Source organism: Enterobacter cloacae complex sp. FDA-CDC-AR_0164, from assembly GCF_003071645.1.
GTDB classification, from domain to species: domain Bacteria; phylum Pseudomonadota; class Gammaproteobacteria; order Enterobacterales; family Enterobacteriaceae; genus Enterobacter; species Enterobacter ludwigii.
In genome coordinates this window covers 2,607,025-2,628,456 of the sequence record NZ_CP028950.1, presented here as the reverse complement: position 1 = coordinate 2,628,456, position 21,432 = coordinate 2,607,025, and the positions used below count along the sequence as shown (strand labels likewise).

At 53.4% G+C, this 21,432-nt stretch carries 22 protein-coding genes, 1 pseudogene and 1 other annotated feature; of the genes and pseudogenes, 10 read left to right on the top strand and 13 right to left on the bottom strand.

Annotation, left to right across the window (positions count from 1 at the left end):
* Positions 1–198: 198 nt before the first annotated feature.
* The 3 genes from clpB to rluD all read right to left on the bottom strand — a co-directional run bounded on the left by clpB (position 199) and on the right by rluD (position 4,610).
* The gene (clpB, locus tag AM410_RS12980; RefSeq protein ID WP_020883924.1) at positions 199–2,772 is read right to left on the bottom strand and encodes an ATP-dependent chaperone ClpB; all 2,574 of its coding nucleotides are present in this window, start codon (positions 2,770–2,772) and stop codon (positions 199–201) included.
* Positions 2,773–2,901: 129 nt separating this feature from the next.
* Positions 2,902–3,633 (bottom strand): purine nucleoside phosphorylase YfiH, encoded by a 732-nt coding sequence (yfiH, locus tag AM410_RS12975; protein ID WP_032678710.1) that lies wholly within the window; start codon positions 3,631–3,633, stop codon positions 2,902–2,904.
* Positions 3,630–4,610 (bottom strand): 23S rRNA pseudouridine(1911/1915/1917) synthase RluD, encoded by a 981-nt coding sequence (rluD, locus tag AM410_RS12970; protein WP_014171235.1) that lies wholly within the window; start codon positions 4,608–4,610, stop codon positions 3,630–3,632. The genes yfiH and rluD overlap by 4 nt, the downstream gene beginning before the upstream one ends.
* A 131-nt stretch (positions 4,611–4,741) precedes the next feature.
* Between rluD and bamD the strand changes: the two genes are divergently transcribed.
* The 4 genes from bamD (at position 4,742) to pheA (ending at position 7,507) form a co-directional block, all read left to right on the top strand.
* Complete coding sequence (gene bamD, locus AM410_RS12965; RefSeq protein WP_013098339.1) at positions 4,742–5,479, top strand: outer membrane protein assembly factor BamD; 738 nt, start codon at positions 4,742–4,744, stop codon at positions 5,477–5,479.
* A 267-nt stretch (positions 5,480–5,746) separates the two neighbouring features.
* Complete coding sequence (gene raiA / locus AM410_RS12960) at positions 5,747–6,088, top strand: ribosome-associated translation inhibitor RaiA (RefSeq protein WP_003863162.1); 342 nt, start codon at positions 5,747–5,749, stop codon at positions 6,086–6,088.
* 103 nt (positions 6,089–6,191) lie between these two features.
* Positions 6,192–6,317: a sequence feature (Phe leader region), on the top strand.
* Entirely contained in the window at positions 6,193–6,240 is a 48-nt protein-coding gene (gene pheL / locus AM410_RS12955; RefSeq protein WP_001386991.1) for a pheA operon leader peptide PheL, read from the top strand. (Overlaps the previous feature by 48 nt.)
* A 29-nt stretch (positions 6,318–6,346) precedes the next feature.
* Positions 6,347–7,507, top strand: coding sequence for a bifunctional chorismate mutase/prephenate dehydratase (pheA, locus tag AM410_RS12950; RefSeq protein ID WP_020883922.1), 1,161 nt, complete (start codon positions 6,347–6,349; stop codon positions 7,505–7,507).
* Here the strand turns inward: pheA and AM410_RS12945 are convergent.
* From AM410_RS12945 to aroF, 3 genes are read right to left on the bottom strand one after another with little or no spacing between them, the layout of a single operon-like run.
* Complete coding sequence (locus tag AM410_RS12945) at positions 7,504–8,376, bottom strand: SMP-30/gluconolactonase/LRE family protein (RefSeq protein WP_014171237.1); 873 nt, start codon at positions 8,374–8,376, stop codon at positions 7,504–7,506. The two genes, pheA and AM410_RS12945, sit on opposite strands and share 4 nt — an antisense overlap.
* Before the next feature lie 60 nt (positions 8,377–8,436).
* Complete coding sequence (gene tyrA / locus AM410_RS12940) at positions 8,437–9,558, bottom strand: bifunctional chorismate mutase/prephenate dehydrogenase (protein WP_014171239.1); 1,122 nt, start codon at positions 9,556–9,558, stop codon at positions 8,437–8,439.
* 10 nt (positions 9,559–9,568) lie between these two features.
* Entirely contained in the window at positions 9,569–10,639 is a 1,071-nt protein-coding gene (gene aroF / locus AM410_RS12935) for a 3-deoxy-7-phosphoheptulonate synthase AroF (protein ID WP_020883920.1), read from the bottom strand.
* Between the two features lie 214 nt (positions 10,640–10,853).
* Here aroF and AM410_RS12930 point away from each other — a divergent pair, with 214 nt between their 5' ends.
* The 4 genes and pseudogenes from AM410_RS12930 to AM410_RS12915 all read left to right on the top strand — a co-directional run bounded on the left by AM410_RS12930 (position 10,854) and on the right by AM410_RS12915 (position 13,628).
* Entirely contained in the window at positions 10,854–11,228 is a 375-nt protein-coding gene (locus tag AM410_RS12930) for a DUF2799 domain-containing protein (RefSeq protein ID WP_020883919.1), read from the top strand.
* Positions 11,229–11,429: 201 nt separating this feature from the next.
* The gene (locus AM410_RS12925) at positions 11,430–11,918 is read left to right on the top strand and encodes a YfiR family protein (protein ID WP_020883918.1); all 489 of its coding nucleotides are present in this window, start codon (positions 11,430–11,432) and stop codon (positions 11,916–11,918) included.
* Positions 11,911–13,130 (top strand): annotated as a pseudogene (gene dgcN, locus AM410_RS12920) (diguanylate cyclase DgcN). The gene AM410_RS12925 and the pseudogene dgcN overlap by 8 nt, the downstream one beginning before the upstream one ends.
* 12 nt (positions 13,131–13,142) lie before the next feature.
* Entirely contained in the window at positions 13,143–13,628 is a 486-nt protein-coding gene (locus tag AM410_RS12915; RefSeq protein WP_020883916.1) for an OmpA family protein, read from the top strand.
* 2 nt (positions 13,629–13,630) lie between these two features.
* On the opposite strand, the gene AM410_RS12910 is transcribed toward AM410_RS12915, so the two are convergent.
* From AM410_RS12910 to ffh, 7 genes are all read right to left on the bottom strand, one after another.
* Positions 13,631–15,001, bottom strand: a complete 1,371-nt coding sequence (locus AM410_RS12910; protein ID WP_020883915.1) for a PepSY-associated TM helix domain-containing protein — start codon at positions 14,999–15,001, stop codon at positions 13,631–13,633.
* Between the two features lie 37 nt (positions 15,002–15,038).
* Positions 15,039–15,443 carry a DUF2946 domain-containing protein gene (locus AM410_RS12905; protein ID WP_014171246.1) on the bottom strand — a complete coding sequence of 135 codons (405 nt, stop codon included), beginning with the start codon at positions 15,441–15,443 and terminating at the stop codon, positions 15,039–15,041.
* Between the two features lie 131 nt (positions 15,444–15,574).
* A complete protein-coding gene (gene rplS / locus AM410_RS12900) occupies positions 15,575–15,922 on the bottom strand; it encodes a 50S ribosomal protein L19 (protein ID WP_002914145.1) in 348 nt (115 codons plus the stop codon).
* Positions 15,923–15,965: 43 nt separating this feature from the next.
* Entirely contained in the window at positions 15,966–16,733 is a 768-nt protein-coding gene (trmD, locus tag AM410_RS12895; RefSeq protein ID WP_014171247.1) for a tRNA (guanosine(37)-N1)-methyltransferase TrmD, read from the bottom strand.
* Between the two features lie 31 nt (positions 16,734–16,764).
* Complete coding sequence (rimM, locus tag AM410_RS12890) at positions 16,765–17,304, bottom strand: ribosome maturation factor RimM (RefSeq protein WP_032670210.1); 540 nt, start codon at positions 17,302–17,304, stop codon at positions 16,765–16,767.
* Between the two features lie 15 nt (positions 17,305–17,319).
* On the bottom strand, positions 17,320–17,568 hold the full coding sequence (rpsP, locus tag AM410_RS12885) for a 30S ribosomal protein S16 (protein ID WP_014171249.1): 249 nt from the start codon (positions 17,566–17,568) through the stop codon (positions 17,320–17,322).
* A gap of 190 nt (positions 17,569–17,758) precedes the next feature.
* Positions 17,759–19,120: a signal recognition particle protein gene (gene ffh, locus AM410_RS12880; protein WP_014171250.1), complete on the bottom strand. Its 1,362-nt coding sequence runs from the start codon at positions 19,118–19,120 to the stop codon at positions 17,759–17,761.
* A 166-nt stretch (positions 19,121–19,286) separates the two neighbouring features.
* Here ffh and AM410_RS12875 point away from each other — a divergent pair, with 166 nt between their 5' ends.
* Together AM410_RS12875 and AM410_RS12870 are read left to right on the top strand one after the other, a co-directional pair.
* Positions 19,287–20,078: a cytochrome C assembly family protein gene (locus tag AM410_RS12875; protein ID WP_003863130.1), complete on the top strand. Its 792-nt coding sequence runs from the start codon at positions 19,287–19,289 to the stop codon at positions 20,076–20,078.
* Between the two features lie 18 nt (positions 20,079–20,096).
* Complete coding sequence (locus tag AM410_RS12870) at positions 20,097–21,383, top strand: HlyC/CorC family transporter (RefSeq protein WP_040018985.1); 1,287 nt, start codon at positions 20,097–20,099, stop codon at positions 21,381–21,383.
* Positions 21,384–21,432: the final 49 nt, after the last annotated feature.

Genomic DNA, 21,432 nt, shown 5'->3' with positions numbered 1-21,432 from the left:
GCTGACCCGGCGGCGTGTGTGCCGTTGTTCCGTGTCAGTGGAGGCGCATTATAGGGGGTAATTCTGAAGCTGCAAGGATAAAGTGAAAATTATTTACTGACTGCTCACTTTCCAGGCAATTTGCATCCCAGACCTCAATTCTGGCCTGGTTTTTAAACAAAAACGAGCCGCAAGCGGCCCGTTTTTGCGTTTTGTGACTTACTGCACTGCCACAATTTTGTCGTCGTTGGCTTCCAGACGGATAACTTTGCCCGGAATCAGCTCCCCGGAGAGTATCTGCTGCGCCAGTGGGTTTTCGATCTGTTGCTGGATTGCGCGTTTCAGCGGACGCGCCCCATAAACCGGATCGTACCCATTTGCGCTCAAGAGCCTCAGCGCATCATCGGAGATGTGAATTTCATATCCACGCTCTTCAAGACGTTTATACAGACGCTGCAGCTGAATCTGCGCAATCGACGCAATATGTTTCTCACCCAGAGGATGGAACACTACCACTTCATCAATACGGTTAATGAACTCTGGACGGAAGCTATGGCTTACCACGCCCATCACCAGATCCTTCATATGGCCGTAGTCCAGTTCACCGAAACGTTCCTGAATCAAATCGGAACCCAGGTTCGAGGTCATGATCACTACCGTGTTACGGAAGTCGACCGTTCTCCCCTGTCCGTCAGTCAGCCGTCCATCGTCAAGAACCTGCAGCAGAATGTTGAACACATCCGGATGCGCTTTTTCCACTTCATCCAGCAGGATGACGGAATAAGGACGACGGCGCACCGCTTCTGTCAGGTAGCCACCTTCTTCATAACCCACATATCCTGGAGGCGCACCAACCAGTCGCGAAACGGAGTGTTTCTCCATAAACTCGGACATATCGATACGCACCATCGCATCATCGCTGTCAAACATGAAGTTAGCCAGCGCCTTACACAGTTCGGTTTTACCGACCCCCGTAGGCCCCAGGAACAGGAACGAACCGATCGGACGATTAGGGTCAGACAACCCTGCACGGCTACGGCGAATGGCATTAGAGACCGCTTCAACCGCCTCGTTCTGACCAATCACGCGCTGATGCAGATCCTGCTCCATGCGCAGCAGTTTGTCGCGTTCGCTTTCCATCATGCGCGCAACCGGAATACCGGTCCAGCGAGCCAGCACTTCAGCGATCTCCTCATCCGTTACTTTGTTTCGTAACAGACGCATCGTTTTGCCTTCCGATTGCGTGGCGATCTCAAGCTGTTTCTCAAGCTCAGGAATTTTGCCGTACTGCAGTTCAGACATTCGCGCCAGGTCACCCACACGACGCGCTTGCTCAATGGCAATTTTCGCCTGTTCCAGTTCAGCTTTAATTGTCTGAGTACCCGAGAGTGATGCTTTCTCCGCTTTCCACTCTTCTTCCAGCTCAGAGTACTGACGCTCTTTATCGTCCAGTTCTTCGTTGAGCATATCCAGCCGTTTCTTACTGGCTTCATCAGACTCTTTCTTCAGTGCCTGCTGTTCCAGTTTGAGCTGGATGATGCGACGGTCAAGCCTGTCCAGCTCTTCCGGTTTCGAGTCAATCTGCATACGAATGCTCGAGGCCGCTTCATCAATAAGGTCGATTGCTTTATCGGGCAATTGACGGTCAGCGATATAACGATGCGAAAGCGTGGCTGCTGCAACAATCGCCGGGTCAGTAATCTGCACATGGTGGTGCAGTTCATAACGTTCTTTCAGCCCACGCAAAATCGCGATGGTATCTTCAACGCTTGGCTCAGCAACAAACACTTTCTGGAAACGACGCTCCAGCGCAGCATCTTTTTCGATATACTGACGGTACTCATCCAGCGTGGTAGCCCCTACGCAGTGAAGCTCCCCACGAGCCAGGGCTGGTTTCAGCATGTTACCGGCATCCATCGCGCCGTCCGCTTTACCCGCGCCGACCATGGTGTGCAGTTCGTCAATAAACAGGATGACGTTGCCTTCCTGTTTCGCCAGGTCGTTAAGCACGCCTTTCAGACGCTCTTCGAACTCACCGCGGTATTTCGCCCCGGCCACCAGCGCACCCATGTCGAGCGCCAGTACACGACGACCTTTCAGCCCTTCCGGCACTTCACCGTTCACAATGCGCTGCGCCAGACCTTCGACGATGGCGGTTTTACCGACCCCCGGCTCACCAATCAGCACCGGGTTGTTTTTGGTACGACGCTGCAGTACCTGGATAGTACGGCGAATCTCTTCATCACGGCCGATCACCGGGTCAAGCTTGCCCTGCTCGGCACGCTCGGTCAGGTCGACCGTAAATTTTTTCAAAGCCTGACGTTGGTCTTCGGCTCCCTGATCGTTCACGCTTTCACCTCCGCGCATTTTCTCAATCGCCTGAGTCACATTGGCGGTGGTTGCACCGGCAGATTTCAGCAGGTCGGTCAAGGTACCGCGTGATTCAAGCGCCGCCAGAACGAAAAGTTCTGACGAAATAAAGTTGTCCCCACGTTTTTGCGCCAGCTTGTCGCAAAGATTCAGCACACGCACCAGATCCTGAGACGGCTGAACGTCGCCACCGGTACCTTCTACCTGGGGTAAACGGCTCAGGGCCTGATCGATGGCGGTGCGTAACTGGCCAGCATTAATGCCGGCAGACGTTAATAACGGACGTACCGATCCCCCTTCCTGATTCAACAAGGCGCTCATTAAATGAAGAGGTTCGATGAATTGGTTGTCGTGCCCCAGTGCAAGGGACTGGGCATCGGCGAGAGCAAGCTGGAATTTATTAGTAAGACGATCCAGACGCATAACTCCTCCCATAACAGGTCAAATTTGCTACTGGAGATTAAATGAGGTCATCCCTCAATTATTCAAGGTTAATGACCTGAATTATGTGAAAAGAAAACGGCACGTTCCGGATCGTCTTGATTCTTTAGGTTATATCAGCCAAATAAAACTTGCCATACGACCTGTCGTCTTGTCGCGGCGATAAGAGAAAAAATCACCCTTTTCGGTGAAGGTACAGCGATCGCCGCCGAAGATCTGCGTCACGCCGACATTATTCAGGCGCTGGCGGGCCAACAGGTAAATATCGGCCAGATATTTTTCACCGGCAGGAAGGAAAGCATCCGCGGCCTGCAGATCTTTCTCCATAAAGGCTTCGCGGACCTCTGGCCCCACTTCAAACGCACGAGGACCAATGGCCGGGCCGAGCCAGGCCATGATATTCGCAGGGTCATCTTTAAAGCAGGCGACGGTCTCTTCGAGCACACCTTCACACAGACCACGCCAGCCCGCATGCGCTGCTGCCACCTCGGTACCGGCACGGTTACAGAACAGAACCGGCAGGCAATCGGCAGTCATTACCGCACATACCGTTCCCGGGGTATCACTGTAAGACGCATCGGCCCGTTTAGACGCATAGGGTTCGCCCGTTAACGTCAGTACCGTTTTACCGTGTACCTGTTCCAGCCAGACCGGCTTCGACGGTAAATTCCCGGCAGCAAACAGGCGTTTGCGGTTTTCTTCAACGTGCTCCAGGTTGTCACCACAGTGTGCGCCGAGATTCAAAGATTCCCACGCGCCCTGGCTCACACCGCCGATACGGGTTGAACTGCAGGCAGCCACGCCCTCAGGCAGTGGCCACTCCGGGACAATCAGTTTGGTCATAACCAGTCCACTTGATCTTTATGTTCTTCAAAATCAACGCGCATGGCGTCAATAAGGTCGACCATATCCTGTGGGATCGGCGCGTGCCATTCCATCTGAATACCGGTGATAGGATGGTAAAGACGCAGCATCGTTGCGTGCAGCGCCTGGCGATCAAACTTACGCAGTACGCTAATGAACTCATCCGATGCGCCTTTTGGCGGACGCGGACGACCACCGTAGACCTGATCGCCCACCAGCGGATGGGTAATGTGCGCCATATGAACACGGATCTGGTGAGTACGACCGGTTTCCAGACGCAGACGCAGACGCGTATGAATGCGGAAGTGTTCCATAATGCGGTAGTGCGTTACCGCAGGCTTACCCATCGGGTGCACCGACATATGGGTACGTTTGGTTGGGTGACGGCTGATAGGTTCTTCCACCGTACCGCCAGCGGTCATATGACCAATGGCCACCGCTTCATATTCGCGGGTGATTTCACGCAGCTGCAGAGATTCCACCAGACGTGTCTGAGCTGGAACGGTCTTTGCCACCACCATCAGACCCGTGGTGTCTTTATCCAGACGGTGAACGATGCCGGCGCGCGGAACATCCACGATAGGCGGGTAATAATGGAGAAGTGCGTTAAGCACTGTGCCATCAGGGTTCCCCGCGCCCGGATGAACAACCAAGTCACGTGGCTTGTTGATCACCAGGATGTCATCATCTTCATAGACGATGTTCAGCGGGATATCCTGCGGCTCGAAGCGGATATCCTCTTCGATTTCAGCATTGATGGCGACGGCTTCCCCACCTAACACTTTCTCTTTTGGTTTGTCCCAGATCTTGCCGTTTACCAGCACGCGCTGGTCAAGGATCCATTCTTTTATGCGTGAACGCGAATAATCAGGGAACAATTCGGCCAAAGCCTGATCTAAGCGTTGACCGAGCTGATTTTCGGAGACTGTTGCGGTGAGTTCTACTCGTTGTGCCATAAACTGCTTCTTCGTTTAACGTTGGGTTTTACGGCTTTGCCGTTTAATATAGTGTGCTATTGTAGCTGGTCTTAATCGGGAGCAGGAACAGAGTTTCTCCCGGACAAACATTTGAGGAAAGTCAAAACGTCATGACGCGCATGAAATATCTGGTGGCAGCGGCCACGTTGAGCCTGGCTTTGGTGGGCTGCTCCGGTTCAAATGAACAGGTCCCTGACAATCCGCCGAATGAAATCTATGCGACTGCACAACAAAAGTTGCAGGACGGTAACTGGAAACAGGCGATAACGCAACTGGAAGCGTTGGATAATCGCTATCCATTTGGTCCGTATTCGCAGCAGGTACAGTTAGATCTCATCTATGCCTACTATAAAAATGCCGATCTGCCGCTGGCTCAGGCAACCATCGATCGTTTCATGCGTCTGAACCCGACTCATCCTAACATCGATTACGTCATGTACATGCGCGGTCTTACCAACATGGCGCTGGACGACAGTGCCCTGCAAGGTTTCTTCGGTGTGGATCGTTCTGACCGTGACCCGCAGCATGCGCGTGATGCTTTCAACGACTTCTCCAAACTGGTGCGCGGCTACCCGAACAGCCAGTACGTCACTGACGCGACCAAACGTCTGGTGTTCCTGAAAGATCGTCTGGCGAAATACGAATACTCCGTTGCGGAATACTATACCCGCCGTGGCGCATGGGTTGCCGTGGTTAATCGTGTAGAAGGTATGTTGCGTGATTACCCGGATACACAGGCAACGCGTGATGGCCTGAAGCTGATGGAAAATGCTTACCGTCAGATGCAGATGACCGCACAGGCTGACAAAGTGGCGAAAATCATCGCCGCGAACAGCAGCAACACCTGATATTGCCTCAATGCAAAACGGCAGCCTTCGGGCTGCCGTTTTTTTATGCGTTCAGAGATCAGCTGAAGCGGTTTAGCCTCAACACATCCTATCAACTATGACCGCAAATCGGGCCTTCCACAAGGTAAATATCACCTCTTCCTGCCCTGCCTCACAAAAAACATTCCCTGACAAAAACCGACAAAATAACGTGATCTAAATCACACATTTTGACATTAGGACAGGTATGCTGGAATCACCAAGACGGAAAGACAAGAGGTAAAATTTATGACAATGAACATTACCAGTAAACAAATGGAAATTACTCCGGCAATCCGCCAACACGTCGCAGACCGTCTCGCCAAACTGGATAAATGGCAAACACATTTGATTAACCCACATATCATCCTGTCCAAGGAGCCGCAAGGTTTCATCGCTGACGCAACTATCAATACTCCAAACGGCCATCTGGTCGCCAGCGCAAAACATGAGGATATGTACACCGCTATTAACGATTTGATCAACAAGCTGGAACGGCAGCTCAATAAAGTGCAACACAAAGGTGAAGCCCGTCGCGCCGCAACGTCGGTGAAAGACGCCAGCTTCGCGGAAGAAGTTGAAGAAGAGTAATCCTTTAAATTGAGTTTACCGCCAACGCGCCTTCGGGCGCGTTTTTTATTGACAGCGTGAAAACAGTACGGGTACTTTAACGGTATCAACGACAGGATGATTTCATGAAACACACACCGTTTTTCTTCGCATTCTTTTTTACCTTCCCCTGATTGGGAGGCGTTTCGTCGTGTGATAAAGAATGCGAAGACGAACAACAAGGCCTCCCACACCGGGAGGCCTTTTTTATTAATAACGATAAACGAGACAGGCAACACTATGACACCGGAAAACCCGTTACTGGACCTGCGAGTGAAAATCAGCGCACTGGACGAAAAATTACTGGCCCTGCTGGCAGAACGTCGCACACTCGCCATCGAAGTGGGAAAAGCCAAGCTGGACTCCCATCGGCCGGTGCGTGATATTGACCGTGAACGCGACCTGCTGGAACGCCTGATTCAGCTTGGCAAAGCGCACCACCTCGACGCCCATTACATCACCCGTTTGTTCCAGCTCATCATCGAAGACTCCGTTCTGACCCAGCAAGCGCTACTCCAGCAGCATCTGAATAAAACGAACCCGCACTCTGCACGTGTCGCCTTCCTCGGCCCAAAAGGCTCTTACTCTCACCTTGCCGCACGCCAGTACGCAGCGCGTCATTTCGAAGAGTTTATTGAAAGCGGCTGCGCAAAATTTGCTGATATTTTCAATCAGGTCGAAACCGGACAGGCGGATTACGCCGTCGTACCGATTGAAAACACCAGCTCAGGCGCCATTAACGACGTGTACGATCTTCTGCAGCACACTACGCTGTCGCTGGTTGGCGAGATGACCATCCCTATCGATCACTGCGTACTGGTCTCTGGCTCAACCGACCTAAGCCAAATCGAGACGGTGTACAGTCACCCACAACCGTTCCAGCAGTGCAGTCAGTTCCTCAACCGTTATCCGAACTGGAAAATTGAGTACACCGAAAGCACTTCTGCGGCGATGGAAAAAGTGATGCAGGCAAATTCCCCGACGGTGGCCGCGCTTGGCAGCGAGGCGGGCGGAGCGCTGTATGGCCTGCAGGTACTGGAACGCAACCTGGCGAACCAGACGCAAAATATCACCCGCTTCGTGGTACTGGCCCGTAAAGCCATCAATGTCTCTGAGCAGGTTCCGGCTAAAACGACACTGCTGATGGCGACCGGGCAGCAGGCGGGTGCGCTGGTTGAGGCCCTGCTGGTACTGCGTAACCACAACCTGATCATGACGAAGCTGGAATCTCGCCCGATTCATGGTAATCCGTGGGAAGAGATGTTCTATCTGGATATCCAGGCCAACCTGGAATCTGCATCCATGCAGAAAGCCCTGCGTGAACTGGGTGAAATCACCCGCTCAATGAAAGTGCTTGGCTGCTATCCGAGCGAAAACGTCGTGCCGGTTGACCCCGCTTAACGTTCGATAAAGCGGCTTTTCTTCATCCCTGCCACGCTGACGGGCAGGGTGAAGATGGCGCCGGAGAGCGGATACTGCGCCACTTCATCCGCATCCATATTTTCCCGCGTGGTCGTGATAAACAGGGTCTTCATATCCTCGCCGCCAAAGCAGACCATCGTCGGACAACGAACCGGCATGCGATGCTCTTCCAGTTGTTCCCCTTGCGGTGAAAAGCGTGCGATACGCCAGCCATCAAACATTGCGCTCCAGTAGCAGCCTTCTTCATCCATCGCAGCACCGTCGGGTATGCCCTCCCCCTCTTTAAAGCGGCGGAATATCTCGCGTTTCCCCGGCTCACCTTGCTCATCAAGCGGCGTGCGGTAGATAACGCCATTTGGCGTGTCAGAGGTGAACATCCACTGTTTGTCCGGGCTGAATGCCAGACCGTTGTGCCCGTGAATATCACACTGGATCACTTTCGGCGTCAGGTCATTATCGATACGCATCAGCATGGCGCCGTTGTAATCCCCAGGTCCCCAGAAGGTTCCCGCATAGAACCGTCCATGATGATCGGTACCTCCATCATTAAAACGCGCCAGTTGCGGGTTAGAGGGGTTATCACACACCTTGCGCTGGAGCAGGCCGTGCTTGTCAGCAAGCCAGATGCCATTGCGCATCGCGACGATAAAGCCGCCACGCTCACGCAGAGCGAAACAGCCTACTTCTTCATGGAAAGAGAGTACCGTGTGTTCCGCGGTGGGCAGATGATAACGGTGGATCTCCCCCTCCAGAATATCTGCCCAGTAGAGCGCATGCTCTTCGGCACTCCACGTCGGACATTCGGGCAGATGCCCGGTGTAATTCAACAGCGGCTGCGGTTCGGCCATAACAGTTCCCCAAAATGAAAAAAGCCAGCATTGCTGGCTTTTAGTATATACATCATCGCATTACTGGCGACTGTCATTTGCCTGACGCAAAAGCGTGCGGCTCTCACTCTGAAAACGTTGCGCATAATCGCCAAACCAGTGCTCGACTTTACGGAAGCTGTCGATAAACGCCTGCTTATCGCCATGCTCCAGCAAGGTGATCGCTTCACCAAACCGCTGGTAATAACGTTTGATAAGCGCCAGGTTGTTCTCAGAGGACATAATAATGTCGGCGTAAAGCTGCGGATCCTGAGCGAACAAACGCCCGACCATCGCCAACTCCAGGCGATAGATCGGCGAAGAGAGCGCCAGCAGCTGTTCAAGCTGCACATTCTCTTCCGCCAGATGCAAACCGTAGGCAAAGGTCGCAAAATGGCGCAGCGCCTGAATGAACGCCATGTTCTGATCGTGCTCTACCGCGCTGATCCGGTGCAACCTGGCACCCCATACCTGAATCTGTTCCAGGAACCACTGATAGGCCTCCGGCTGACGACCATCGCAGTACACCACAACCTGCTTCGCCAGGCTGCCACTGTCCGGACCAAACATCGGGTGCAGGCCAAGCACCGGGCCAGTATGCGCCGCCAGCATCGCCTGCAGGGGGCCATTTTTGACCGATGCAAGGTCAACCAGGATGCAATCTTTCGGCAACGGTGGAAGCTTGCCGATGATCTGCTCCGTCACGTGGATAGGCACGCTGACGATAACCATCCCCGCATCGGCCATCAGCGCTGGCGCGTGTTCCCAGTCCTCTTTTTCCAGAATGCGAACCTGATAACCAGAAAGCGTCAGCATTTTTTCAAACAGACGCCCCATCTGGCCCGCACCACCCACAATAACCACCGGGCGCAAGGACGGACAGAGGGTTTTGAAGCCCTTATCGTTTTCGCTGGAATAGGATTCCCGCATTACGCGACGCAAGACATCTTCAATCAGATCCGGCGAGACGCCCAGCGCCTGGGCCTCTTTGCGCCGCGAGGCCAGCATGGATGCCTCACGCTCCGGGACGTAAATCGGCAGGCCGTATTTGCTTTTTACCTCACCCACTTCGGCAACCAGAGCCATACGGCGCGCCAGCAGGTCCAGCAACGCCTTATCTACTTCATCAATTTGATCGCGTAACGCGGTCAATTCAGCAACCATAACTACCCTCTTAAGCCAGACGCGTCGCCAGCTGGCCGCTTAAATCTTTATGGATCTCACGCAGCAGCGCGTCGGTGGTTTCCCAGCTGATGCAGGCATCCGTGACGGATACGCCGTGCTTCATTGCGCTGCGCGGTTGTTCAGATGACTGATTGCCTTCATGAATATTGCTCTCAATCATCAGACCGATAATAGAACGGTTGCCGTCTTTTATCTGTGCCACCACAGATTCCGCAACCGCAGGCTGACGACGGTAATCTTTATTCGAATTACCATGACTGCAATCTACCATCAGTGCCGGGCGCAGTCCCGCCTGCTCCATCTCTTTTTCACACTGTGCCACATCTGCCGGGCTGTAGTTCGGTGCTTTACCACCGCGCAGGATCACGTGACCATCCGGGTTACCCTGCGTTTGCAGGAGGCAAACCTGCCCCGCCTGGTTAATGCCAACAAAACGGTGCGGCATTGCCGCGGCACGCATGGCGTTAATTGCAGTGGCCAGGCTGCCATCGGTACCGTTTTTAAAACCAACCGGCATCGACAGGCCAGACGCCATCTCGCGGTGGGTTTGTGATTCCGTGGTACGTGCCCCAATGGCAGACCAGCTAAACAGGTCGCCCAGGTACTGCGGGCTGTTCGGATCCAGCGCTTCAGTGGCCAGCGGCAGCCCCATGCTGACCAGCTCCACCAGCAGACGACGCGCAATTTTCAGTCCTGCTTCCACATCAAACGAGCCATCCATGTGCGGATCGTTAATCAACCCTTTCCAGCCAACGGTGGTACGTGGCTTCTCAAAATAGACGCGCATTACCAGATAGAGGCTATCGCTGACCTCCTCCGCTAATGTTTTAAATCGACGAGCGTACTCAATGGCGGCTTCAGGATCGTGAATAGAACAAGGACCACATACCACCAGCAGGCGCGGATCGCGGCCAGCGATAATGTCTGAAATGGTCTGACGCGAGTGCTCAATTTGAGCCTCCTGCGCGATGCTCAGCGGGAATTCCGCTTTCAGTTGATCCGGAGTAATCAAAATCTGTTCGTCAGTGATGTGTACGTTGTTCAGCGCGTCTTTTTGCATGATTGCGATCCTGTAAAGCTCGTTTGCGATAGTTGTTTTCCTCGAAGAGGTGAAACAACGATACCATAACAAGTAAAGATTTCAATCCAAAATACGTACACTTTTCTTTACGATCGCCAATTTATTGCAAAAATCAGCCGCCAGATCCGTAAACTTTAAATTACACCCTTACTTTCCGTTACCAGGCTATGCTGAAGAAAAAAGGAGAATGGCTATGCGTTCAATTGCTCTGGTGCTGTTGTCGCTCATTTTATCGGGTTGCCAAATCAATCCTTATACCTTCCACCCGGACTGGACCAGCCCCAGCTGGTTTGATGCAGGTAAAGAAGACGCCATGAATGGTCTGCCGGTTAAAGATAACCAGACGCTGGCCGATAATTTTAATGATCCGCATGTTGATCGTAGTGAATATCTCCGGGGATATGCAGACGGACAGAAGAAAGTGTGTGAAGAAGGTTTTCTCCACGCCTGGGGATTAGCGGGCAAATCTTTTCCTGCCAGCTGCGATACTGCTGAAAATGCAGCAAAACTGCACGAGTCATGGCAAAAAGGCATGGATGAAAGCATGCGCTCCAGCAGACTTAATTAAGCCTCTTTTTATTCACCGGAATATAACAAAGTGTAGGATTTAGCTTAGGTCGAGGCAGGGAAAATTCTGACATAATGACGGCTTTGGTAAACAATGGTATTCTGCCCACAACTCTTAAGGACATCTATTTCCGGAGCGAAGTGGCGGATTCTGGTGAGAAATTTATCCTTGATCTCTTTTTTCCGACTCACTCTGGTGCTAATGCTGTTCCTTATGGTGGGCGCAGCGGCGGCAGGCACGTTCACCGAAACCGATAAATCGGTACGTTCGATCGTTTCAGGTATTGTGAGCTACACCCGATGGCCGTCACTTTCCGGCCAGCCAAAACTCTGTGTTTATGCTTCTTCTCACTACACGCATGCACTCACCAGCAAGGACGGGCAAAGCGAATTACCTTATACCCCCGTTATTGTGCGTAACGATCAGGAAGCCCTGTCCGCGACGTGTGATGCTATTTATTTCGGGGCGGAATCCCCCGTAAAACAACGTGAATTAATAAGTCAGTATCAGGGCAGAGCATTGCTATTAATCTCAGAGCAAAATCCGGAATGTATTATTGGCAGCGCCTTTTGCCTGATAATTGATCGCAACCATGTCCGGTTTTCCGTCAATCTGGATGCGCTGACTCGCAGTGGCGTGAGAGTCAATCCGGATGTATTAATGCTCGCACGGAATAAGCAGCATGGATAAAGATTTCACTTCAGCGCCACGTCCGACGTTTAAAAGAACACTCAGACGAATCAGCATGATAAGCGTCATCATCACGATGACATTAATATGGCTGCTCCTCTGTTTTGCCTCCGTCGTGACATTAAAGCAATACGCACAAAAGAATCTCGAATTAACCGGCGCCACCATGAGCCACAGCCTTGAAGCCTCCCTGGTGTTCAACGATTCAGTGGCAGCCAATGAAACGCTTGCCGCCCTTGGCAAACAGGGCCAGTTTGCCGTGGCTGAAGTCCTCAACGTGCACAAAAAACGCTTTGCGTACTGGTCGTGGAACCCGGCGGATAACAACGACACCCTGGGCGCACTGGTCAGCCGCTGGCTTTTCCCCGAGCCGATTTCCCAGCCCGTATTCCATAACGGCTCAACGATTGGCGAAATACGCCTTACCGCGCGTGACAGCCTGATAAGCCACTTCATCTGGATGTCGTTTGCCGTTCTCACCGGCTGTATTCTGTTTGCGACGGTGGTCGCACTGACCATTACGCAATCCTTGCATCACGGCATGGTTACAGCGCTGCAAAACATTACTGACGTCGTTCATGACGTACGCACTAACCGTAACTTCTCCCGACGGGTGAAAGACGGGCGCATTGAAGAATTTCACCAGTTTGGCGAGGACTTCAACAGCCTTCTGGATGAAATGGAGGAGTGGCAGCTTAAACTGCAGGCGAAAAACGCCCAGCTATTACGCACCGCCATGCACGACCCGCTGACGGGTCTTGCCAACCGTGCGGCGTTTCGTAACAGCATCGCGGCATTAATGAATGACCCCTCAGCAAAAACAAACTCGGCCCTGCTCTTCCTCGACGGTGATAATTTTAAGTTTATTAATGACACCTGGGGACACGCGGCAGGAGACTGTGTGCTGATTGAAGTCGCCAGAAGAATGGTCGAGTTCGGTGATAAGCGCCATCAGTCATACCGCCTTGGCGGCGACGAGTTTGCCATGGTGCTGTACGGCGTCCATTCAGAGCCTGAGGTTCAACATCTTTGTGCTGCCTTATCGCAGCAGTTTATCCGCCCGTTCGAATTGCATAACGGGCAAAAAGCATCAATGTCACTCAGTATTGGCTTTGCTCTGGCGTGGGAAAATGGTTCTGTGGAAGCATTACTGGAGAAAGCCGACCGCAATATGTACCAGGTTAAAACCAGCGTACAAAAACGATAAATTAGAAGGGAAACGATATGTTAAAGCGATACTTCGCGCCGTTGTTATTAGCCTCAGTCGTGCTGGCAGGTTGCCAGTCACCGCCGCAAGGCAAGTTCACTCCTGAGCAGATTGCGGCGATGAAGTCTTACGGTTTTAACGAACTGAACGGCGACTGGTCTCTTGGCCTGTCAGATACCATCCTGTTTGATAAAAATGACGCCAGGCTGCGTGCGGAAAGTGAAACGCAGATCAAGACTATGGCCTCTCGCCTCGCGGCAACCGGCCTGAACCACGCGCGTATGGACGGTCACACGGACAACTACGGCGAAGAGCGCTACAACGAAGCGCTGTCATTGAAACGTGCAAATGCGGTAGCCGACGCCTGGGCGAAGGGAGCCAATATCCCACGCAGCAACCTCTCCACGCAGGGGTTAGGCAAAAAATACCCTGTTGCGAACAACAGTACTGCAAAAGGGCGCGCTGAAAACCGCCGGGTTGCGGTGGTGATCAGCACGCCATAAGGTTATTTAACCGATGATTCTGCGAGCGACACGCCTGTTGCCGCTCGCCAGCGCAGCCAGTCGACCAGCACAAACAGGGCCAGACTCACACCCATCACCGGCATCGCCAGCCCCAGCAGGACACTCACTATCGCCGTGACGGCTCTTCCCCATCCCGATAGCGCCAGCCAGCTCTGACAGAGCGTCTGAACCGGGTTCACGACCGATTGCGCCGGACGACGCATCCACCACATCCGGTATCCCCAGACGATCAGCACGCACAGGGCAATACCGAACGCGATCAGCAACAGCTGATTGGCCAGCCCAAACAAGATCCCCATGTGGAAATCCACGCCCCAGCGGGTCAGTTTTGCCATTAACGGGAAATCTTCAAACCGGGTTCTGTCCAGAATGTGCATGGCGTGCGGATCGACCGCCACCGCATCGACCTGAGTCGGCCAGCTACGATCGATTTCCGTCACGGTCCAGGCCTGTTCAGCCGTTTTCGCCGGGCGGATTTCGAGCTTGCTGGCATCTATACCCGCCGTACGGGCGGCATGCAGGACGTCATCAAAAAGCGTCGGATCCATCACCATCCCGGGCATCATCATCCCGCTATGATGCCCACGGTGCTCAGCGTGCTCGTCCATGATGGCAGGCACACCGGAGAGCGTAGTATTGACCTGCGGCGTAAGCCAGTTCATCCGGGCACGCAGTGTATCCACGTTACCGCCCGCCCACTGAGACCACGTCAGGCCTGTCGCTGAGAACAATAACATTCCCCCCAGTAACACCCAGCCCAGTGCCACATGCACACGACGGCGGTTCTGGAAACGGTTGTCCATCCGACGTTTTGGTCGGGTGTAAAACCACAGGGCGATTCCACCCAGCGCGGCAACCCACATCCAGGAGGCGGCCAGCTCGCTATAGAGACGCCCGACATCGCCAAGCATCAACGAGGTGTGCAGATAATCGATGGTCTGGCGCAACGGCAGAATGCCACTCGTGCCGTACACCGTCATATCGCCCCGCACCTCAAGGCTCACGGGATCCACAAAGATAGCGCGGTTCTCCGAGGGGCCAAGCGCCGGGTCAGCGAACATTACGCGGGTAGTATCACCGTCAACCAGCCCCGGACGAACGGCATGCAGGCGCAGATCTGAACCCACGGCGTTTTCCGCCACGGCAATCTGCTCGGCCAGAGGCTGCGCCTCTCCCACCGAATCCGTGTGCAACGCGTGCCGGTAAAGCGTGTTTTCCAGCTGCGGCGTCGCCACATACAGCGTACCGGTCAGCGCGGCGAAGAAGATAAACGGGCCAACAAACAGCCCGACATAGAAATGGAGTCGACGCAGCAGGTTTCCCCATGCCGCGCGCGGAGTGCAGGTAGTCATACTTTTCCTTTTTAAGGCAAAAAGTTATCGATTTTTTTTAAAGGGAAAAAGCAGACTGCCGCGGCGGCGCGCGGGTATCAGGAAAGAGCCAGGGGAAAAAGTGCCAGTGGCTGACCGGCGGTTGCGGCGGTGTAACGCGACTCCTTTGCAGTACCACACTGAGCAGTACAATCAGCGCCAGCATCATGCCCGGCACATGCGCTAACAGTACACAGTAGCCACACGCTTCCGCATGGTCGACGGGCATCGAGTGCGGCATATCGCCATGGTGCTCATCCATCGACATCATGCTCATGTCATGATGCATTCCCGGCATGGCGCTCATGGGATCTTTTTGCAGCGAGATGGAGATAAGCGGCGCAACCACGATCAGCAGGATCGCAAACAGCGCGGTCAAAGCCGCTGCGCGTTTCCAGTTATGCCGATGCAGTACGTTATCCACTTTCCCTCCCGTTAAGAGGCCAGCATTGTAAATGATTTATGACGAAAGGGTTAATGCGAGAGGTGCAATGGAATAAAAAAGGGCCAGCCTTTCGGCCAGCCCTTTTTAACAGGATGTCGCTTAAGCGAATCTTAGTTCAGACGCTCTTTAATACGAGCAGACTTACCAGTACGCTCACGCAGGTAGTACAGTTTAGCTTTACGTACAGCACCACGACGTTTAACAGCAATGCTGTCAACTACCGGAGAGTGAGTCTGGAAGACACGCTCAACGCCTTCGCCGTTGGAAATTTTACGAACAGTGAATGCAGAGTGCAGACCGCGGTTACGAATAGCGATAACCACGCCCTCGAATGCCTGCAGACGTTTTTTGGAACCTTCAACAACCCATACTTTCACTTCCACGGTGTCACCTGGACGGAAGGAAGGTACGTCCTGCTTCATCTGCTCTTGTTCAAGTTGCTTAATAATGTTGCTCATAATTTAATCTCTTATCCTGGGTAAACTGATATTCGGGAGCGTATTACGCATTCCCATCATGTTCATGCTGCTGTTGCGCGTGTTCTTTTTTGAACTCGGCCAGCAACTTTGCTTGCTCTTCAGTCAGAGCCAGGTTTTCCAGAAGTTCAGGTCTTCTAAGCCAGGTTCGGCCCAGCGACTGCTTCAAACGCCAGCGACGTATCTCAGCATGGTTTCCTGACAGTAACACCGCCGGTACTTCCATCCCTTCTAACACTTCAGGACGAGTATAGTGTGGACAGTCCAGCAACCCATCAGCAAAGGAATCTTCCGTTGCCGAAGCTTCATGGCCCAGTACACCCGGAATGAACCGGGCAACGGAGTCAATCAGCGTCATCGCTGGTAACTCACCACCGCTGAGTACGTAATCGCCGATAGACCATTCTTCGTCAATCTCGGTTTGAATTACGCGCTCATCTATCCCTTCGTAGCGACCACAGACCAGAATCAATTTTTGATTCGTCGCCAGTTCGCTGACGCCCGCTTGATCAAGCTTGCGTCCCTGAGGTGACAGATAAATCACCTTCGCGCCTTCACCTGCCGCGGCTTTTGCTGTGTGAATGGCGTCCCGTAAGGGTTGCACCATCATTAACATCCCCGGTCCGCCGCCGTAAGGACGATCGTCCACGGTACGGTGCCGGTCATGCGTAAAGTCACGAGGACTCCAGCTCTGGATGTTCAGCAGGCCATTCTTTACTGCCCGGCCAGTTACCCCGTAATCGGTAATCGCGCGGAACATTTCAGGAAACAGGCTAATTATGCCAATCCACATAGCGCCGTCTTTTACCGTTTATCCGGAGAATTTAAAAACCAGGATCCCAATCTACTTCAATCGTTTGAGTAGCGAGATCGACTTTCTTGATAACCTGTCCATCGAGGAACGGAACCAACCGCTCCTTGATGCCAAATGCATCTTTCAGGTTTGCCCTAATGACGAGAACGTCATTTGACCCGGTTTCCATCATGTCGATGACTTTCCCCAGGCTATAACCTTCAGTGGTGACCACCTGGCAACCCATAAGGTCTTTCCAGTAGTAGTCGCCCTCTTCCAGCTGCGGCAACTGCGACGAATCCACGATAATTTCACAATTAGTCAGTGCATTCGCGGCATCACGATCGTCAATGCCTTTCAGCTTGATGATGATGTCCTGATTGTGGTGACGCCAGCTTTCCAGCTCGACCTCTTCCCACTTACCGGCTTTCTGGATAAACCAGGGCTGGTAATTAAAAATGCTATCAGCGTCTTCAGTGGAGGAAAACACTCTGAGCCAACCACGAATACCGTAGCAAGAACCCATTTTGCCCAATACAATCGGTTCAACAGGTGCTTTATTGCTCATCATGACCACCGTGACAGATTAAGCTGCTTTGTTTGCTGCTTTGATCAGCGTAGCAACGCGATCGGAAACAGTAGCGCCCTGGCCAACCCAGTGAGCGATACGATCCAGATCCAGACGGGTTTCTTCTTCAGAACCAGAAGCGATCGGGTTGAAGAAACCAACGCGCTCAATGAAGCGACCGTTGCGTGCATTACGGCTGTCAGTAACAACAACCTGGTAGAACGGACGCTTTTTAGCGCCGTGACGTGCTAAACGAATAGTTACCATAACATCCTCTTGTGTGAATAAAACAACCGGGCCCCATCGAGGAACGGAGCCCGGGTGTCATATTAAAAGCCCGAAAATTTTACTGATTTCTGGGGAAAATGCAATCAGCAGTTAAAACTCTGCTGCAAAACACGGCCAGGGTGCGCTTTTCGGGCACACCCCGGCATCAAAATAGCCAACAGCCAGGCGATTAACGGCCAGGGAATCCTGGCGGCATCATGCCCTTCATGCCACGCATCATCTTCGCCATGCCGCCTTTCTTCATTTTCTTCATCATGCGCTGCATGTCGTCGAACTGTTTCAGAAGGCGGTTTACGTCCTGCACCTGCATGCCGCAACCGGCTGCGATACGGCGTTTGCGGGACCCTTTGATGATGTCCGGGTTAGCTCGTTCCTTGAGGGTCATCGAGTTGATGATCGCCTCCATACGCACCAGCACCTTGTCATCCATCTGCGCTTTTACGTTGTCAGGGATCTGGCCCATGCCCGGCAGTTTGCCCATCAGGCTTGCCATGCCGCCCATGTTTTTCATCTGTCGCAGCTGCTCAAGGAAATCGGTCAGGTCAAAGCCGTCGCCTTTTTTCAGCTTGCTGGCCAGCTTCTCAGCCTGGGCGCGGTCAACCTTGCTCTCGATATCTTCGATAAGCGACAACACGTCGCCCATGCCGAGGATACGGGAGGCGATACGGTCCGGGTGGAATGGCTCCAGCGCTTCGGTTTTCTCACCCACACCGAGGAATTTAATCGGCTTGCCGGTGATATGACGAATCGAAAGCGCCGCACCGCCGCGGGCGTCACCGTCCACTTTGGTCAGCACTACGCCGGTTAACGGCAGCGCTTCGTTAAACGCTTTCGCGGTGTTCGCCGCATCCTGACCGGTCATGGCGTCAACAACAAACAGGGTCTCTACCGGATTGATAGCGGCATGCACCTGTTTGATCTCATCCATCATCGCTTCGTCAACGTGCAGACGACCGGCGGTATCCACCAGCAGCACGTCGTAGAATTTCAGCTTCGCCTCTTTCAGCGCCGCGTTAACGATGTCGACAGGCTTCTGGGCAACGTCAGACGGGAAGAAATCCACGCTGACCTGCTGCGCCAGGGTTTCCAGCTGTTTAATCGCCGCCGGGCGATAGACGTCCGCAGAAACGACCAGCACTTTTTTCTTGTGCTTTTCACGCAGGAATTTACCCAGCTTACCCACACTGGTGGTTTTACCCGCACCCTGCAGGCCTGCCATCAGCACGACGGCCGGTGGCTGTGCCGCCAGGTTAAGCACCTGGTTCTCTTCGCCCATCGCCGAAACCAGTTCGTTACGGACGATTTTGACGAACTCCTGACCCGGGGTCAGGCTCTTGTTAACTTCATGACCAACCGCCTTCTCTTTAACGCGGTTGATAAAATCACGAACAACCGGCAACGCGACGTCTGCTTCCAGCAGCGCCATGCGCACTTCGCGCAGCGTTTCCTTGATGTTGTCTTCGGTAAGGCGTCCGCGGCCGCTGATGTTGCGCAGCGTGCGCGACAAACGATCGGTTAAATTATCAAACATTGTCTCTCGCCTGAGTAGAAACGTTGGGTCGCTGGCAGCGACACATACACAGAATTTTGCCGGAGTATAACATGAAGGCGGCTTTGTTGTTATGCAACGGTTGGAGCAGGCGTCACGTAACGTTATACTGCTTCTCTTTCTTATTAAGACAACTGTCGATGCCTATATGCCTGTTTTCGCACTGATCGCCCTTGTTGCCTACTCTGTCAGCCTCGCGCTGATCATTCCTGGACTGCTGCAAAAAAACAGCGGCTGGCGACGCATGGCTATTCTTTCGGCGGTGATCGCACTGATAAGCCATGCGTTCGCGCTGGAATCGCGCATTATCCCCGGCGATGGCAGCGTACAGAACCTGAGCGTGCTCAACGTCGGCTCGCTGGTCAGCCTGATGATCTGCACGGTGATGACCATTGTCGCCTCTAAAAACCGTGGCTGGCTGCTACTGCCGATTGTGTATGCCTTCGCGCTGATCAACCTGGCCCTGGCCACGTTTATGCCCAATGAGTTTATTACGCATCTGGAAGCGACGCCGGGAATGCTGGTGCATATCGGCCTGTCACTCTTCGCTTATGCAACGCTCATTATCGCCGCGCTCTATGCCATGCAGCTCGCCTGGATTGACTACCAGCTGAAAAACAAAAAGCTGGCCTTTAACCATGAGATGCCGCCGCTGATGGTGATTGAGCGTAAGATGTTCCACATCACGCAGGTCGGTGTCGTGCTGCTGACGTTAACGCTGTGCACGGGCCTGTTTTATATGAAGAATCTGTTCAGCGTGGAGAATATCGATAAAGCGGTTCTCTCTATCATCGCGTGGTTTGTCTATATTGTCCTGTTATGGGGCCATTATCATGAAGGCTGGCGCGGTCGTCGCGTGGTCTGGTTCAACGTCGCGGGCGCGGGCATTCTCACCCTTGCCTATTTTGGCAGCCGCTTCATACAGCAATTTGCTGGCTAAGTAACAAAGGAGTTCCCCCTGGAACACATCTCTACCACCACGCTGATCATTACCCTGATCGTCATGGTGGTCATCTCCGCCTATTTCTCCGGCTCGGAAACCGGCATGATGACCTTAAACCGCTACCGGTTACGTCATCGTGCTAAGCAGGGTAACCGTGCCGCCCGTCGCGTCGAAAAACTGCTGCGTCAACCGGATCGTCTGATCAGTCTGGTGCTCATCGGTAACAACCTCGTCAACATTCTTGCCTCTGCGCTCGGTACCATCGTTGGGATGCGCCTGTACGGCAACGCCGGCGTCGCCATTGCCACCGGTGTGCTGACGTTTGTGGTGCTGGTGTTTGCAGAAGTGCTGCCTAAAACCATCGCCGCGCTCTACCCGGAAAAAGTGGCCTACCCCAGCAGCTTCCTGCTGGCACCGCTGCTGATCCTGATGATGCCGCTGGTCTGGTTACTGAACATGGTGACGCGTATTCTGATGCGGATGATCGGTATCAAAGCAGACGTCACCATCAGCAGCGCGCTCAGCAAAGAAGAGCTGCGCACCATCGTGCATGAATCACGCTCGCAGATCTCCCGGCGTAATCAGGACATGCTGCTGTCGGTACTGGATCTGGAAAAGGTCAGCGTTAACGACATCATGGTGCCGCGTAACGAGATCGTCGGCATTGATATCAATGACGACTGGAAAGCCATCGTCCGCCAGCTGACCCACTCCCCGCACGGGCGCATCGTGCTGTACCGCGACTCTCTGGACGATGCCATCAGCATGCTGCGCGTGCGCGAAGCTTATCGTCTGATGACCGAGAAAAAAGAGTTCACCAAAGAGGTGATGCTCCGCGCCGCCGACGAAATTTATTACGTGCCGGAAGGAACGCCGCTCAGCACCCAGCTGGTGAAGTTCCAGCGTAACAAGAAGAAGGTCGGCCTGGTGGTCAATGAGTACGGGGATATTCAGGGGCTGGTGACGGTTGAAGATATTCTGGAAGAGATTGTCGGGGACTTTACCACCTCAATGTCCCCTTCCCTTGCGGAAGAAGTCACCCCGCAAAACGACGGCTCGGTGCTGATCGACGGCAGCGCGAACATTCGCGAACTCAATAAAGCCTTTAACTGGCATTTACCGGAAGATGAAGCACGCACCATAAACGGGATGATTCTGGAAGCACTGGAAGAGATCCCGGCGGCGGGCACGCGGGTGCGCATTGAGCAATACGATATTGATATCCTGGACGTGCAGGACAATATGATTAAGCAGGTGAAAGTCCTGCCGGTAAAACCGATTCGGGAAAGTATTGCAGAGTAGAGAGTAGGCCGGGTACGGCGCAAGCCGCCACCCGGCACTACAGATGGCA

What these genes read in the sequence shown, in the direction of transcription:
- AM410_RS12925 (WP_020883918.1), top strand. Translation starts at nt 11,430, where the DNA reads ATGCTGTTCCTTATGGTGGGCGCAGCGGCGGCAGGCACGTTCACCGAA.
- AM410_RS12910 (WP_020883915.1), bottom strand. Translation starts at nt 15,001, where the DNA reads ATGACTACCTGCACTCCGCGCGCGGCATGGGGAAACCTGCTGCGTCGA.
- pheA (WP_020883922.1), top strand. Translation starts at nt 6,347, where the DNA reads ATGACACCGGAAAACCCGTTACTGGACCTGCGAGTGAAAATCAGCGCA.
- rimM (WP_032670210.1), bottom strand. Translation starts at nt 17,304, where the DNA reads ATGATGAGCAATAAAGCACCTGTTGAACCGATTGTATTGGGCAAAATG.
- AM410_RS12945 (WP_014171237.1), bottom strand. Translation starts at nt 8,376, where the DNA reads ATGGCCGAACCGCAGCCGCTGTTGAATTACACCGGGCATCTGCCCGAA.
- rluD (WP_014171235.1), bottom strand. Translation starts at nt 4,610, where the DNA reads ATGGCACAACGAGTAGAACTCACCGCAACAGTCTCCGAAAATCAGCTC.
- raiA (WP_003863162.1), top strand. Translation starts at nt 5,747, where the DNA reads ATGACAATGAACATTACCAGTAAACAAATGGAAATTACTCCGGCAATC.
- AM410_RS12915 (WP_020883916.1), top strand. Translation starts at nt 13,143, where the DNA reads ATGTTAAAGCGATACTTCGCGCCGTTGTTATTAGCCTCAGTCGTGCTG.
- rplS (WP_002914145.1), bottom strand. Translation starts at nt 15,922, where the DNA reads ATGAGCAACATTATTAAGCAACTTGAACAAGAGCAGATGAAGCAGGAC.
- ffh (WP_014171250.1), bottom strand. Translation starts at nt 19,120, where the DNA reads ATGTTTGATAATTTAACCGATCGTTTGTCGCGCACGCTGCGCAACATC.
- yfiH (WP_032678710.1), bottom strand. Translation starts at nt 3,633, where the DNA reads ATGACCAAACTGATTGTCCCGGAGTGGCCACTGCCTGAGGGCGTGGCT.
- trmD (WP_014171247.1), bottom strand. Translation starts at nt 16,733, where the DNA reads ATGTGGATTGGCATAATTAGCCTGTTTCCTGAAATGTTCCGCGCGATT.
- tyrA (WP_014171239.1), bottom strand. Translation starts at nt 9,558, where the DNA reads ATGGTTGCTGAATTGACCGCGTTACGCGATCAAATTGATGAAGTAGAT.
- clpB (WP_020883924.1), bottom strand. Translation starts at nt 2,772, where the DNA reads ATGCGTCTGGATCGTCTTACTAATAAATTCCAGCTTGCTCTCGCCGAT.
- aroF (WP_020883920.1), bottom strand. Translation starts at nt 10,639, where the DNA reads ATGCAAAAAGACGCGCTGAACAACGTACACATCACTGACGAACAGATT.
- AM410_RS12930 (WP_020883919.1), top strand. Translation starts at nt 10,854, where the DNA reads ATGCGTTCAATTGCTCTGGTGCTGTTGTCGCTCATTTTATCGGGTTGC.
- AM410_RS12875 (WP_003863130.1), top strand. Translation starts at nt 19,287, where the DNA reads ATGCCTGTTTTCGCACTGATCGCCCTTGTTGCCTACTCTGTCAGCCTC.
- bamD (WP_013098339.1), top strand. Translation starts at nt 4,742, where the DNA reads ATGACGCGCATGAAATATCTGGTGGCAGCGGCCACGTTGAGCCTGGCT.
- rpsP (WP_014171249.1), bottom strand. Translation starts at nt 17,568, where the DNA reads ATGGTAACTATTCGTTTAGCACGTCACGGCGCTAAAAAGCGTCCGTTC.